Source organism: Aeromicrobium sp. JJY06, from assembly GCF_044069275.1.
GTDB classification, from domain to species: Bacteria; Actinomycetota; Actinomycetes; order Propionibacteriales; family Nocardioidaceae; genus Aeromicrobium; species Aeromicrobium tamlense.
In genome coordinates this window covers 224,817-237,741 of sequence record NZ_JBIMRD010000001.1, presented here as the reverse complement: position 1 = coordinate 237,741, position 12,925 = coordinate 224,817, and the positions used below count along the sequence as shown (strand labels likewise).

Here is a 12,925-nt window from a genome sequence, read left to right as displayed (position 1 = left end):
GGCGACGCCTACCAGCTGGACTTCGTGATCCCCGGCAGCTCGCCGCGGTGGGCCGCCTCGCGGAACCGGATCCGCGACAGTCCCGCCTTCCCCACGTGCCCGCGCGGACGCCCGTCGACCTGGTCGCGGTTGCGGACGCGGACGGGGCTGGCATCGCGGGGGAGCCGGGCCAGGGCGCGCACCGCCGCGCGGACCTCGTCCGGGGTGACGGCCGTCCGGACGGCCTGCTTGAGCTCGGCCCGGCGGACGGCGTGACGGGCCGCGACCTCCTTCCGGCGCTCGTTCGCGACGATCTTCGACCGCTTCGCCATCAGCGCTCCTCCCGGAAGTCGACGTGCCGACGGACGACGGGATCGAACTTGCGCAGCAGCAGCCGGTCGGGGTCGTTGCGCCGGTTCTTGCGCGTGACGTAGGTGAATCCGGTCCCAGCCGTCGACCGGAGCCTCACGATCGGACGGACGTCGTGGCCGCGCCGCGCCATCAGACCCTCACCCCTCGGGCGAGCAGGTCGGCGACGACCGCATCGATGCCGCGGCGGTCGACCGTCTTGATCCCGCGGGCGCTGAGGGTGAGCGTGACACGGCGGTTCAGGCTCGGCACCCAGTAGTGCCTCGTCTGGACGTTGACGTCGAACCGTCGCTTCGTGCGGCGGTGGGAGTGGGAGACCCGGTGGCCGAATCCCGGCTGGGCGCCGGTGACCTGGCAGACACGCGACATGCGCACCTCCATCATGTAGAATGATAATCATTGTCAACTACGACGTTAGCAGGAGACCGTGAAGAAGGACATCCATCCCCGATACGAGACCGTGGTCTTCCGGGACAAGTCGGCCGGAACGACCTACCTGACCCGCTCGACCCTCATGAGCGACGAGCGCCTGGAGGTCGACGGCGTGACCCATCCGGTCGTCGACGTGGAGATCTCCAGCGCCAGCCACCCGTTCTGGACGGGTCGCGGCCGGGTCGTCGACACCGAGGGCCGGGTCGAGCGCTTCCGCCGCCGCTACGGAACCCCCACGGAAGGAGCGAGTCGATGAAGGTCCGCAACTCACTGAGGTCGCTGAAGGACCAGCCCGGGTCGCAGGTCGTGCGACGCCGCGGCCGGACGTACGTGATCAACAAGCGCAACCCGCGGCTGAAGGCGCGACAGGGATGACGCCGGCGGTGCCCGTGGTCCTCATCAGCGGCGTCGAGGACGAGCCCATGGCCGCCGCGGCGATCGCCCTGCAGTGGGACCTGCCTCGCGCGGTCGCGGTGCGCCACCTCATCGACCCCGAGCGCGAGGTGCTGTGGCGGATCGTCAGCGATGCCTCAGGGGTCGTCGAGCGGACCGAGATCGACGTCGAGCACGCCTGCGTGAGCTGCGCGATCCGCGAGGACGTGGTCCCGACCTTGGAGCGGCTCGCCGCGGACGGGCGCTGGGAGACGATCATCGCCCAGCTGCCCGTCACGGCCGAGGCGGTGCAGGTCTGCCGGGTGATCGGCTGGGCGCCCCACCAGGTGCCGCACGTGCGGATCGCCGCGTCGCTCGTGGCCCTGTCGGACGACACGCTGCTCGACGACCTCCTGGGCGACGACCTGGTCAATGAACGCGACCTCCCGGTGCGCGGCGACGACCACCGCGGGGTGGCCGAGGTCGCCTGCGCGATGGTGGAGTACGCCGACGTCGTGGCGGTCGGGGACACCCTCGACGCCGAGGAGCGCGAGGTCCTCCGGGCGCTGGTGCGGCCCGGCGTGCCGGTCGTGGAGTCGTTCAGCCAGGTCGACGCCCAGCCTCTCGTGACGGGCGTCCACGACCACCGCGCGAACGAGTCGTGGGTCGCGGAGGTGCGCCGCGACGCGCTGCCCGACCGCGACCTCGCGACCGCGTGGGTGCTGGACTTCGCGTCCGATCGACCGTTCCACCCCGAGCGGCTCCGCGACGCGATCGCCGTCCTCGGCGGCGGTCCCCGGCGCTCCCGGGGCTGCTTCTGGCTGCCGTCGCGCCCCGGGCAGGTCTGCGCCTGGGACGGTGCCGGCGGCCAGCTCAGCGTCGGCTCGACCGAGATGTGGGGGCGGACCCGCCCGCTCACCCGGATCACGGTCGTCGGTCTGGACGACGGCCGCGAGGAGCTCGAGCGCGCGTTCGCGTCCTGCGTGCTCACCGATGCCGAGATGCACGAGCGCGGCCCGTACTGGGAGGTGACCGAGGACGGCTTCGAGGCCTGGCTCGGTCCCATCCGCCGCGCCGCCTGACCCGACCACATCCCTCTCCGAAGGAGCCGTCATGGCCGTTCCCAAGCGCAAACTGTCCCGCAGCAACACCCGTCACCGCCGCTCGTCGTGGAAGGCCACGGCAGCCGACCTCGTCCCCGTGGAGATCGACGGCCGCGTCCACCGCGTGCCGCGCCGGCTGGTGAAGGCGGCCCACCGGGGCCTGCTCGACCTCGACGGACGTGGCTGAGACGGTCGCCGCCCGCTGGGGGTCTGCGCCAGACTGGTCGCATGGCGCGCTACGTGACGTACACCCAGACCGGCGGACCCGAGGTCCTCGAGGTCACGGAGGGACCTGAGCCCCTGCCCGGCGAGGGCCAGGTGCTCGTGGCGATCCGTGCGGCCGGTGTGAACCCGATCGACACGAAGCTGCGGGCCGGCATCCGGCCGTCGCCGCCGTTCGAGGAGCCGCGCGGCGCGGGCTTCGACGGCGCCGGCGTGATCGTGGCGGTCGGCGAGGGCGTCGACGGCTGCGGTCCGGGCGACGAGGTCGTCCTGCAGAACACCCAGGGCACCTACGCCACGCACGTGCTGGCCGACCCGGCGAACCTCACGGCGCTCCCCGCGGGCGTCGACTTCGAGGTCGCGGCGGCGCTCGGCGTGCCGGTCTCCACGGCCTACCAGGTGCTGAACTCGCTGGGCGTGGAGACGGGCGACCGCCTGCTCCTGCACGGCGGCTCCGGCAGCGTGGGCCAGGCGGCGATCCAACTGGCGCGCTCGCGCGGCGCCCAGGTCGTGGCGACGGCCGGCGAGGCCAACCACGACCGCCTGCGCGAGCTCGGTGCGACCCCCGTGACGTACGGCGAGGGCCTCCTGGAGCGGTTGCGCGAGGCCGCGCCCGAGGGCTACACCGTCTCGCTCGACTGCGCCGGCACCGAGGAGGCCTTGGAGGCCAGCCTCGCGCTGGTCGACCGCACCCGCATCGGCACGATCGTCCAGGGCGCGCAGTACCACGAGCTGGGCCTGCAGGCGTGGTCCGGCGGCTCGCCCGAGCCGCTGACGCCCGAGCAGCAGGGCTGGCGAAACGAGGCGCTCGGCGTGGTCCTGCCGCTCATCGCCGCCGGCTCCTTCGAGGTCGAGATCGGGAAGGTGCTCCCGCTCGAGGAGGCCGTGGAGGCGCATCGCCTCAGCGAGCAGGGCGGTGTGCGGGGCAAGATCGTCCTCGTGCCCTGACGCACCCGACCGGCAGGAATGAGTTCACGCGGCGTTCAGCCTGACGCGGCCCGGAGTTGGGCCGGGCCCGTCAGGGTGACGCCGTGTCTCGTTCCCTCGCGTGCCTCGCCGGCACCGCCGTGCTGGCCACGGCCCTCCCGCTCCTGACCACCTCCGCCGCGGACGCGGCGCCCGAGAAGTCCTTCCACCGGGTCGCGACGTACCCCGTGTTCCAGAACGTCCCGGCGGGCACGCCCGCCTCGGCCGAGACGGTCGCCGAGATCTCGGCGGTCTCCGACGACGGCCGCACGCTGGTGTACACCGACGCCCTCGGCAAGCGCATCGGCTTCCTCGACATCAGCGACCCGTCGTCGCCGCGCGGCGAGGGCTCGCTGTCGCTGGAGGAGCTCGGCGACGCCGACGACCAGCCCACCTCGGTCAGCATCGTCGGGAAGTACGTCCTCGTGGTCGTCGACACGTCGGCGTCCTTCACCGAGCCGAGTGGTCGCCTCGACGTCGTCCGGCTGTCCGACGGAGTGCGGGTCCGCAGCATCGACCTCGGTGGCCAGCCCGACTCGATCGCCCTCGATCCCGCGAAGTCGGTCGCGGCGATCGCGATCGAGAACCAGCGTGACGAGGAGGCGACCCCGGCCGGCCGCGCGAAGGGCGACCTGCCGCAGGCCCCGGCGGGCTTCGTGCAGCTGCTCGACCTCGAGGGCGCGCCGGCCGACTGGAGCCTGCGCCGCGTCGACCTCGACCCCGCGGTGCTCGGTGCCGCCGGCATCGTCGAGCCGACCGACCCCGAGCCGGAGTACGTCTCCATCAACGGGAAGGGCACGCTCGCCGTGACCCTCCAGGAGAACAACGGCATCGTGCTGATCGACACGGCCACGGGTGAGGTCGAGAAGGCCTTCAGCGCCGGCTCGGTGGCGCTCAGCGGCGTCGATGCGAAGAAGGACGGCGCGATCTCGCTGACCGACTCGCTGGACGCCGCGCCGCGCGAGCCCGACGCGGTCGCCTGGATCGGCGACGACCACCTCGCCACCGCCAACGAAGGCGACTGGAAGGGCGGCACGCGCGGCTGGACCGTGTTCGACACCGACGGCGACGTCGTCTGGGACGCCGGCAACACCTTCGAGCGGATCGCCGTGAGGCACGGCCTCCACAACGACGACCGCGCCGCCAAGAAGGGCGCCGAGCCAGAGGGCCTCGCGGTCGCCGAGTTCGACGGCACGCCGTACGCCTTCGTCGGCTCCGAGCGCAGCAACTTCGTCGCCGTGTACGACGTCAGCGACCCGGCCGACCCGGAGTTCGTCCAGATCATGCCGACCACGAACGGCCCCGAGGGCCTGCTGCCGATCCCGTCGCGCGGTCTCTTCGCGGTGTCCAGCGAGACGGACGACGCGAGCGTCGGCGTCCGCGCCACCGTGGGCCTCTACTCCTGGAAGCCGGGCCGGGCGGCGTTCCCGTCGATCGTGTCGGACGACCAGGGCGGCGCGCCGATCGGCTGGCAGGCGCTCGGCGCGCTGTCCGGCGACCCGAAGGACGCGAAGACGCTGTGGACCGCGGCCGACACCGTGATCAAGAACGGCACGCTCTACCGGGTCGACGTCTCGGCCACCCCGGCTCGGATCACCGACTCGGTGGCGGTCACGGACGGAGGGGCTCCGGCCGCGCTCGACATCGAGGGCCTGATCAAGCGCCCCCAGGGTGGCTTCTGGCTCGCCTCCGAAGGGGCGACCGGCCCGGGCAACGTGCTCGTGCGCACCGACGACGCGGGGGCCGTGCGGGAGCGCGTCGCGTTGCCCGCCGACGTCGCGGCGCGCCTGGGCAAGTGGGGTCTCGAGGGCGTGACCGCGACGAACGACGCGGACGGCGAGCACGTCTGGTTCGCCCTCCAGCGTCCGCTCACCGGCGAGGACGTGGTGCGGATCGGGCGGTACGACGTCGCCGACGGCACGTTCCACTGGTTCGGCTACGAGCTGGAGAGCCCACTGCGCGGTAGCGGCGACTGGGTGGGCCTGTCGGAGATCACGGCGATCGACGACGACACCTTCGCGGTCATCGAGCGCGACAAGCTCAACGGCCCCGCCGCCCGCAACAAGCGGATCTACACGTTCTCGGTCCCGGAGGACTCCGCCGAGGAGCTGCCGGTCGTGGAGAAGCGACTGGCGATCGACGTCCTGCCGCAGCTGCGGGCGACGAACGGCTGGACGCAGGAGAAGCTCGAGGGCTTCACGATCGCGGCCGACGGCTCGCTGTACGCCGTGACCGACAACGACGGCCTCAAGGACGCCACGGGCGAGACGGTGTTCCTGCGCCTGGGCCAGGCCTCCGACGCGTTCGGCACGGAGCTCGCCACGACGACGGGCCTGAGGGTGTCGGTGTCGCGTGCCGCATACGGCGCGCGCCTGGCCGCCACGGTGACGCTCGGAGGAGCGGCCACCTCCGGCTCGGTCGAGCTGCGCGACGGCTCGAAGGTCGTGGCGCGGGCTCGCGTGGCGGGTGGGAGGGCCACGGTGACGCTGCCGCGCCTCGCGGTCGGCACCCACCGCCTGACGGCCCGCTTCACGGGCTCGGCCTCGGCGGCGGCGTCCACGAGCACGCCGGTCACCGTCACGGTCGTCAAGGCCGCGAGCCGGACGTCGCTCGCCGCGAAGGGCAGTGTGAAGCGTGGCAAGCCGGTCAAGGTCGTCGCGACCGTCCGCGCCGCGGGCCACGTGCCCACGGGGAAGGTCCGGTTCGTGTCCGGCGGGCGCGTCCTGAAGACCGTGAGCCTGAGGAACGGCAAGGCCGTCGCCACGGTCCGGCTGCGCTCGACCGGTGGCCAGCGGATCCGCGCGGTCTACGTGGGCTCGTCGCAGACGAAGGCCTCGACGTCGGCGCCCCGGAAGCTCACCGTCAGGCCATAATGGGCCGATGCCCAAGATCTCCGCGCCCACGGTCGGCGCGCACCGCGCAGCACAGCGTGCCGCGTTGGTGCGCGCCGCCGAGGCCGTCCTGAAGGAGGGTGGCGCGGCGGGGCTCAACCCCCGCACGGTCACCGAGCGTGCGGGGATGTCGCGGTCGAGCTTCTACGACTACTTCCCCTCGAAGGACGACCTGCTGGTGGCCGTCGCGATCGAGGCGTTCGGCCGCTGGAACGAGTCGCTGGCCGAGGCGCTGCGCGACGTCGAGCCCGGGCTGCAGCGGCTCCGGGCTCTCGTCGAGACGACGATGCGGATGACCGCCGACGGCGAGCACGACCTGGAGGGTCACCTGCGCCAGGCCGAGTTCTCGCCGGCCCGGCTCGACGACCTCATGGTGCTGCACGACGAGCTGTTGCGGCCGGTCACCGAGGTGACGGCCGAGCTCGGGGCGCCCGCGCGGTTCGTGCCCCTCGTGCACGGTGTCCTCGGTGCAGGCGTCCAGGCGGTCCAGCACGGTGCCGATCCCGCGTCGACCGCCGCGGACGTCGTCGCGCTGCTGGAGTCGGGACTGCCCCGAGACTGACCGCTCAGGGGTCGAGTGACACACTGTCGGTATCTTCCCGACAGTGTGTCGGGATGCGCCGACCCTCGAGGAGTCCCATGTTCCTGGCGCTGCGCGAGCTGCGGTTCGCCCGTGGCCGCTTCGCCCTGATGGGCACGGTGATCTCGTTGATCTCCGTGCTCGTCGTCCTGCTGTCCGGCCTGTCCACCGGCCTGGTCAACGACGGTGTGTCAGGGCTGAAGGCCATGCCCGTCACCGCCTTCGCCTTCGACGAGGGCACGATGAAGGACAACGCCTTCAGCCGCTCGATCCTCGAGGAGGACCAACTCGCGCCGTGGCGTGACGCCGAGGGCGTCGACGCGGCCGAGCCGATGGGCGTCAGCATCGTCAACTCCACGACCGACGAGGGCCAGCAGGTCGACCTCACGCTCTTCGGTGTCGACGCCGGGGGCTTCCTGAACCCGGGCACGTCCAGCGGTGAGGGACTCGGCACACCGAATGGCATCGTCGTCTCGGAGACGCTGAAGGACGACGGCGTCCGGATCGGCACCGTCGTCACGCTCGACCGCATCGACGTGGAGCTGACCGTGGTCGGGTTCACCGAGGGACAGGCCACCTTCGGCCACGTCGACGTCGCCTACCTGCCGCTGGAGACGTGGCAGCTCATCGCGTCGAACGCCGTCCAGCCCGGCGCGCCCACCGCCGCGACCGTCGCGGCGGCCGACTACCCGCTCTACAGCGCGATCGCCGTGCAGGCGCAGGACGGCGCCGAGCCGGACCTCGCCGCGATCGACGAGCAGGCCGGGACCACGAGTATGACGCTCACCGAGTCCTTCAACGCCTCACCCGGGTACGAGGCGGAGACGATGACGCTCAGCATGATCCAGGTCTTCCTCTACGTGATCTGCGCGCTCGTCGTGGGCGCCTTCTTCACCGTCTGGACGATCCAGCGCGCCGGCGACCTCGCGGTGCTGCGCGCGATGGGCGCCTCCAGTCGCTACCTGCTGCGTGACAGCCTCGCCCAGGCCACGCTCGTCCTGGTCGTCTTCACCGGCATCGGCGTCGCCGCGGGCGTCGCGATGGGCGCCGTCATGCCCGACGCGATGCCGTTCGAGCTCGAGGCCGGCCCGATCGCCGTCGCCTCCGCGCTCACCATCGTGCTCGGCCTGCTCGGCGCAGCCGTCTCGGTGCTGCGCATCACTCGCATCGACCCGCTCGCCGCGCTGGGAGGCCGACGATGACCACTGACACCACCCCCGCCCTCGAGATCGTCGACGCCACGCTGGAGCTCGGCGACGGGGACTCGCGCGTGCGCGCCCTCGACGGCGTCTCGCTGACCGTGCGCCCCGGAGAGCTCGTCGCGGTCGTGGGACCGTCGGGCTCGGGCAAGTCCTCGCTGCTCGCGGTGGCCGGTGCCCTGTCGCAGCCCGACTCGGGCTCGGTCCGCGTGCACGGCACCGACCTCTCGACACTGTCGAAGGGGGCGGCGGCGCGGTTCCGCCTGGCGACCATCGGCTTCGTCTTCCAGTCCGGCAACCTGCTGCCCGCGCTGTCGGCCGCCGACCAGGTGCGCCTTGCCGGACGGCTGGCCGGCCGGAGGCGTGTCGATCCCGTGCCCGTGCTCGACGCGGTCGGCATGGCGCACCGGGCGACGCACCGCCCGGGCCACCTGTCGGGTGGCGAGCGTCAGCGCGTGGGCATCGCGCGCGCCCTCGTCAACGACCCCTCGCTGCTGCTGGTCGACGAGCCCACCGCGGCCCTCGACCGCCGCCGCAGCCACGAGGTGGTGCAGGTCCTGGCCGACCGGGCGCGCGACGCGGACGTCGCGGTCGTCATGGTCACCCACGACCACGACGTCCTCGGGCACTGCGACCGAGTGCTGGAGATGGTCGACGGGACTCTGACAGAGTTGCCCCATGCTGCCCGACGGATGGATCCCGCACCGACGCGGTGACGGCGAGGTGATCGGCTGGCTGGAGATCGTGGGCGACGACGTGATCGCCCACGACCTGCTCGGCCGGCGGGTGACGGCGCCCGGCGTCGACTGGCACGAGGCCGAGCAGGCGCTGGAGGAGCGCGGCATCGGCTACCTGGCCGATGCCTACACGGTGACCACGACCGAGGGCGCCCTCGTCGCCGTGCGCATCGGCGAGGTGACCACGGACCGGGTGACGGTCGTGGAGGATGCGTTCGGCGGAGCCTCCGTGGTGGGAGCCGATCCTGCGACGCATGTGCTGCCGTTCCCGGTGCCGCGGACGCGGCTCTGGGACTACGTGCGCCCCCGGCTGGACCTCGGGACCTGGCTCGACGACGACGGACGCCTTATCGCGTACGGGTCCCGGTGGCTGGAGCCGCCCGAGGACTCCTACAGCACCTGTCGGCACCCGGAGCGGTTCGCGCCGGTCGTCGAGGTGGCCCGGGCGCTCATCGGCCACCTTGAGCGCACGTACGACGTCGAGCGGACCGAGAACCCGGAGGGCGAACGGACCCGGATCACGCTCACGCCGACGTCGGGCGACGGCACGCCAATCACCGTGCTCCTCCCACTGGCGGGACTTCCCGGCGTCGAGATCACCGCCGGCCTGCGGTACCGGAACTGGTGGCCGGGCTGCGGCTGCGACGCCTGCGACGAATCCGTTCCGGACCTGCTCGACGAGCTGGAGCGGGCGGTCTTCGCGCTGGTCGAGGGCACGATGCGCGAGTGGCGCAGTGGGCCCAGCGGCGACGTGCCCTGGATGATCGAGGTGGAGTTCGACGACGACCTGGTGGACTCGGGCTACGAGGCAGGCTGGTCGTCCGGCAGTCCGGAGCCGGTGGACGTGCCGACGACGCCGCGTCGATGGGGTCCGTGGCCGCTCAGAGGCTGAGGCGCATCAGCACGCGCGGGAACCGGTTGAGCACCGAGTCGGTGTTGGCGGCCTTCGTGAAGCCCGCGCGCTCGAACAGGGCGCGCGTGCCCACGTAGGCCATCGTGAGGTCGACCTTCGCCCCCTCGTTGTCGACGGGGTACGCCTCGACGGCGGGCGCGCCCTCGGACCGCGCGTACGCCACGGCGCCCTCGATGAGGTGGTGCGCGATGCCCTGGCCGCGGTGGCCCGGGCGAACGCGGACGCACCACAGGCTCCAGACGTCGAGGTCGTCGACGTGCGGGATCTTGCGGTTCGTGGCGAAGGAGGTGTCGGCCCGCGGGTGGATCGCGGCCCACCCGACGACCTCGTCACCGTCGTAGGCCAGCACGCCGGGCGGCCCCTGCGCCATCAGCTCGCGGACCTTCTCGCCGCGGGCCTGCCGGTGCAGCTCGCGGTTGACCTTGCCGGGCACGCGGTAGCTGAGGCACCAGCACACGTCGGAGTCGGGCCGCTTGGGCCCCACCATCGTGCGGACGTCCTCGAACTCCGTGGCGGGGCGCACCTCGATCGCCATGCCCCGCATCAGATCAGATGACGGGGACGTTCGCCAGAGCCGCCTGCAGGTCCTCGTCCGACAGCGGGTCGTCCTCGAGCCGGCCGTTCAGGTACGAGTCGTACGCGCCGAGCTCGAGCAGACCGTGACCGGACAGGCCCACCACGATGACCGGCTCGGTGCCGTTCTCGGCGGCCTCCAAGGCGGCCCGGCGGGCCTGGGCCAGGGCGTGGGAGGACTCGGGCGCCGGGACGATGCCCTCGGTGCGCGCGAACTCGATGGCGCTGTCGAAGCACTCGCTCTGGTGCAGCGCCGTCGCCTCGATCAGGCCCTCGTGCACGGCGTGGGACACCAGCGGCGCCATCGCGTGATAGCGCAGGCCACCGGCGTGGATCGGCGACGGGACGAAGTCGTGACCCAGCGTGTACATCTTCATCAGCGGGGTCATGCCGCCCGTGTCGCCGAAGTCGTAGCGGTACTCGCCGCGCGTGAGCGTGGGGCACGAGGCCGGCTCGACGGCGAGGATCCGCGGCGACTGGTGGCCGGCGAGCTTCTCGCGCAGGAACGGGAAGGTGAGGCCGGCGAAGTTCGAGCCGCCGCCGGCGCAGCCGATCACGAGGTCGGCGCCGTCCTCGCCCGCCAGCGCGAGCTGCTTGAGCGCCTCCTCGCCGATGATCGTCTGGTGCAGCAGCACGTGGTTCAGCACCGAGCCGAGCGCGTACTTGATCGTCTCGTCCTGCGCGGCGACCTCGACGGCCTCGCTGATCGCGATGCCGAGCGAGCCGGTGTGGTCCTCGGGCAACGAGCGGCCGAACTCCGTGAGGCGGCTGGGGGAGCGGTGGACCTTGCCGCCGAAGACCTCGATGAGGGTGCGGCGCTGCGGCTTGGTGTCGAACGAGGCGCCGACCTGCCACACCTCGCACTCGAGACCGAACAGCGAGCACGCGTACGCCAGGGCCGTGCCCCACTGGCCCGCGCCGGTCTCGGTGGTCAGGCGGGTGATGCCGTGGATGGCGTTGTAGTACACCTGCGGCACGGACGTGTTCGTCTTGTGCGAGCCGGCCGGCGAGACGCCCTCGTACTTGTAGTAGATGCGCGCCGAGGTGCCGAGCCTCTGCTCCCAGCGCCGGGCGCGCACGAGCGGCGACGGACGGTACTGGCGGTAGACGTCGCGCACGGGCTCGGGGATCTCGACGAAGCGCTCGGAGGTGACCTCCTGGGCGATCAGCTCCGGCGGGAACAGCGGCGCGAGGTCGTCGGGACCGACCGGCTGGTGCGTCCCCGGGTGCAGCGGCGGAGGCGGCGGCGTGGGAAAGTCCGGGACGATGTTGTACCAGTGCGTGGGCATGTCGGACTCGGGGAGCACGAACCTGATCTGATCGGTCACGCGGCGAGCCTAGTGGTCCCGGCTGCCCGCCGAGGGTGAGTGTCGGGGAATCCGTCAGTCGACGCGAGCGGGCGCGCGGGACGCGAGCACGACGGTGGCGACGACGGGAACCGTCAGCAGGGTGGCGACGGCGGTGAGCGCGCCGAAGCTCCAGACGGCGACCACGAGGCCGGCGATCAGGCCGCCGGCCGCGCCGGCGAGGTTCATCGTGAGGTCGCTGAAGCCCTGCACCAGCGGCCGGACCTCCGGGGCGGCGCTGCGGGTGAGCAGGGCCGCGCCGGCGATCACCGACATCGACCAGCCGACGCCCAGCAGGATCAGGCCGATCGTGATCTGCACGTCGGACGAGCCGGCGGTGCCCGCGATGCCGCAGGCGAGGATCAGCACGGACTGCCCGAGCAGGATCGTGGGCTCGGGACCCCAGCGGTCGGATAGCCAGCCGAACAGCGGCGACAGCGCGAACATGCCGGCGATGTGCAGGCTGATCGTGAGGCCGATGATCGAGAGCTCGGCGCCGTGGCCGGACATGTGCACCGGCGTCAGCGCCATGACCGCGACCATGACCGCGTGCGACAACGCGACGGACGTGATCGCGATCGCCGTGGCGCCGCGGACGTGGGGCAGCGCGGCCGCGATCCGCGGCGGCGGGGGAGCGGCGGCGTCGCGGCGCGGAAGCGGGTCGGGCCGCAGCAGCACCCACGTGAGGATCCCGGCAGCCGTGAAGGCGAGCGCCGAGAAGACCTGGGGGCCCGCCAGCTCGGGGATGCCGAGTGCGCGGGCGACCGCGGCGCCCGGACCCGTGAGGTTGGGGCCGGCGACCGACCCGATCGTCGTGGCCCACACGACCAGCGAGATCGAGCGGCCCACCTGTGCGGGCTCGGCCCGGTCGGCGGCGGCGAACCGCGACTGCAGGTTGGCCGCCGTGCTGGCGCCGAACAGCAGGAACCCGACGAGCAGCAGCGGCAGCGAGCGCCACTCGCCGCCCGCGATCACGGCGACGGCGCCGAGCGCGCCGCCGAGCCAGCCCGCGGTCAGGGCGGGCCGACGCCCGCGGTGCACGGCGAGGTTCGACAGCGGCACGGTGAAGCCGGCGGCGCCGAGGGTCATCGCGACGACGGCGAGGCCCGCCCAGCCGGCCGACCCGCTGACGTCCTCGACGAGCAGGGCGCCCACGGCGAGTCCGGCGCCGTTGCCGATGCCGCCCACGACCTGGGCCAGCGCGAGCGTGCCCAGGGCGCGTCGCTGGTGCGCCCAGGTCACC

16 protein-coding genes are annotated in these 12,925 nt (G+C 72.7%); 10 read left to right on the top strand and 6 right to left on the bottom strand.

The window, feature by feature from the left end; genetic code table 11:
- Positions 1–8: 8 nt before the first annotated feature.
- The 3 genes from rpsN to rpmB are packed head-to-tail and all read right to left on the bottom strand — an operon-like array spanning position 9 to position 717.
- Positions 9–311, bottom strand: a complete 303-nt coding sequence (gene rpsN / locus ACGWYL_RS01160; protein ID WP_395486205.1) for a 30S ribosomal protein S14 — start codon at positions 309–311, stop codon at positions 9–11.
- Positions 311–481, bottom strand: a complete 171-nt coding sequence (gene rpmG, locus ACGWYL_RS01155) for a 50S ribosomal protein L33 (RefSeq protein ID WP_395486204.1) — start codon at positions 479–481, stop codon at positions 311–313. Before rpmG ends, rpsN begins: the two co-directional genes overlap by 1 nt.
- A complete protein-coding gene (rpmB, locus tag ACGWYL_RS01150) occupies positions 481–717 on the bottom strand; it encodes a 50S ribosomal protein L28 (protein ID WP_395486203.1) in 237 nt (78 codons plus the stop codon). The genes rpmG and rpmB overlap by 1 nt, the downstream gene beginning before the upstream one ends.
- A gap of 58 nt (positions 718–775) precedes the next feature.
- On the opposite strand from rpmB, the gene ACGWYL_RS01145 reads away from it, so the two are divergent.
- The 10 genes from ACGWYL_RS01145 to ACGWYL_RS01100 all read left to right on the top strand — a co-directional run bounded on the left by ACGWYL_RS01145 (position 776) and on the right by ACGWYL_RS01100 (position 9,742).
- Positions 776–1,036, top strand: coding sequence for a type B 50S ribosomal protein L31 (locus tag ACGWYL_RS01145; RefSeq protein ID WP_395486202.1), 261 nt, complete (start codon positions 776–778; stop codon positions 1,034–1,036).
- Entirely contained in the window at positions 1,033–1,155 is a 123-nt protein-coding gene (gene ykgO, locus ACGWYL_RS01140; protein WP_179423598.1) for a type B 50S ribosomal protein L36, read from the top strand. Before ACGWYL_RS01145 ends, ykgO begins: the two co-directional genes overlap by 4 nt.
- Positions 1,152–2,234, top strand: coding sequence for a CobW family GTP-binding protein (locus tag ACGWYL_RS01135; RefSeq protein ID WP_395486201.1), 1,083 nt, complete (start codon positions 1,152–1,154; stop codon positions 2,232–2,234). The genes ykgO and ACGWYL_RS01135 overlap by 4 nt, the downstream gene beginning before the upstream one ends.
- 31 nt (positions 2,235–2,265) lie before the next feature.
- Complete coding sequence (gene rpmF / locus ACGWYL_RS01130; protein ID WP_395486200.1) at positions 2,266–2,442, top strand: 50S ribosomal protein L32; 177 nt, start codon at positions 2,266–2,268, stop codon at positions 2,440–2,442.
- 41 nt (positions 2,443–2,483) lie between these two features.
- Complete coding sequence (locus tag ACGWYL_RS01125) at positions 2,484–3,425, top strand: zinc-binding alcohol dehydrogenase family protein (protein ID WP_395486199.1); 942 nt, start codon at positions 2,484–2,486, stop codon at positions 3,423–3,425.
- Positions 3,426–3,508: 83 nt separating this feature from the next.
- Positions 3,509–6,316 carry an esterase-like activity of phytase family protein gene (locus ACGWYL_RS01120; RefSeq protein ID WP_395486198.1) on the top strand — a complete coding sequence of 936 codons (2,808 nt, stop codon included), beginning with the start codon at positions 3,509–3,511 and terminating at the stop codon, positions 6,314–6,316.
- A 7-nt stretch (positions 6,317–6,323) separates the two neighbouring features.
- On the top strand, positions 6,324–6,896 hold the full coding sequence (locus ACGWYL_RS01115; RefSeq protein ID WP_269303065.1) for a TetR/AcrR family transcriptional regulator: 573 nt from the start codon (positions 6,324–6,326) through the stop codon (positions 6,894–6,896).
- A 77-nt stretch (positions 6,897–6,973) separates the two neighbouring features.
- Entirely contained in the window at positions 6,974–8,116 is a 1,143-nt protein-coding gene (locus tag ACGWYL_RS01110) for an ABC transporter permease (RefSeq protein WP_179423615.1), read from the top strand.
- Positions 8,113–8,829, top strand: a complete 717-nt coding sequence (locus tag ACGWYL_RS01105; protein ID WP_395486197.1) for an ABC transporter ATP-binding protein — start codon at positions 8,113–8,115, stop codon at positions 8,827–8,829. The genes ACGWYL_RS01110 and ACGWYL_RS01105 overlap by 4 nt, the downstream gene beginning before the upstream one ends.
- Positions 8,792–9,742, top strand: coding sequence for a DUF6226 family protein (locus tag ACGWYL_RS01100; RefSeq protein WP_395486196.1), 951 nt, complete (start codon positions 8,792–8,794; stop codon positions 9,740–9,742). The genes ACGWYL_RS01105 and ACGWYL_RS01100 overlap by 38 nt, the downstream gene beginning before the upstream one ends.
- Here ACGWYL_RS01100 and ACGWYL_RS01095 read toward each other — a convergent pair.
- From ACGWYL_RS01095 to ACGWYL_RS01085, 3 genes are read right to left on the bottom strand one after another with little or no spacing between them, the layout of a single operon-like run.
- The gene (locus tag ACGWYL_RS01095; protein WP_395486195.1) at positions 9,732–10,298 is read right to left on the bottom strand and encodes a GNAT family N-acetyltransferase; all 567 of its coding nucleotides are present in this window, start codon (positions 10,296–10,298) and stop codon (positions 9,732–9,734) included. The genes ACGWYL_RS01100 and ACGWYL_RS01095 overlap by 11 nt on opposite strands.
- Positions 10,299–10,311: 13 nt before the next feature.
- On the bottom strand, positions 10,312–11,664 hold the full coding sequence (locus ACGWYL_RS01090) for a TrpB-like pyridoxal phosphate-dependent enzyme (RefSeq protein WP_179423623.1): 1,353 nt from the start codon (positions 11,662–11,664) through the stop codon (positions 10,312–10,314).
- Positions 11,665–11,718: 54 nt separating this feature from the next.
- Complete coding sequence (locus tag ACGWYL_RS01085) at positions 11,719–12,924, bottom strand: MFS transporter (protein WP_269303052.1); 1,206 nt, start codon at positions 12,922–12,924, stop codon at positions 11,719–11,721.
- Position 12,925 lies beyond the last annotated feature (1 nt).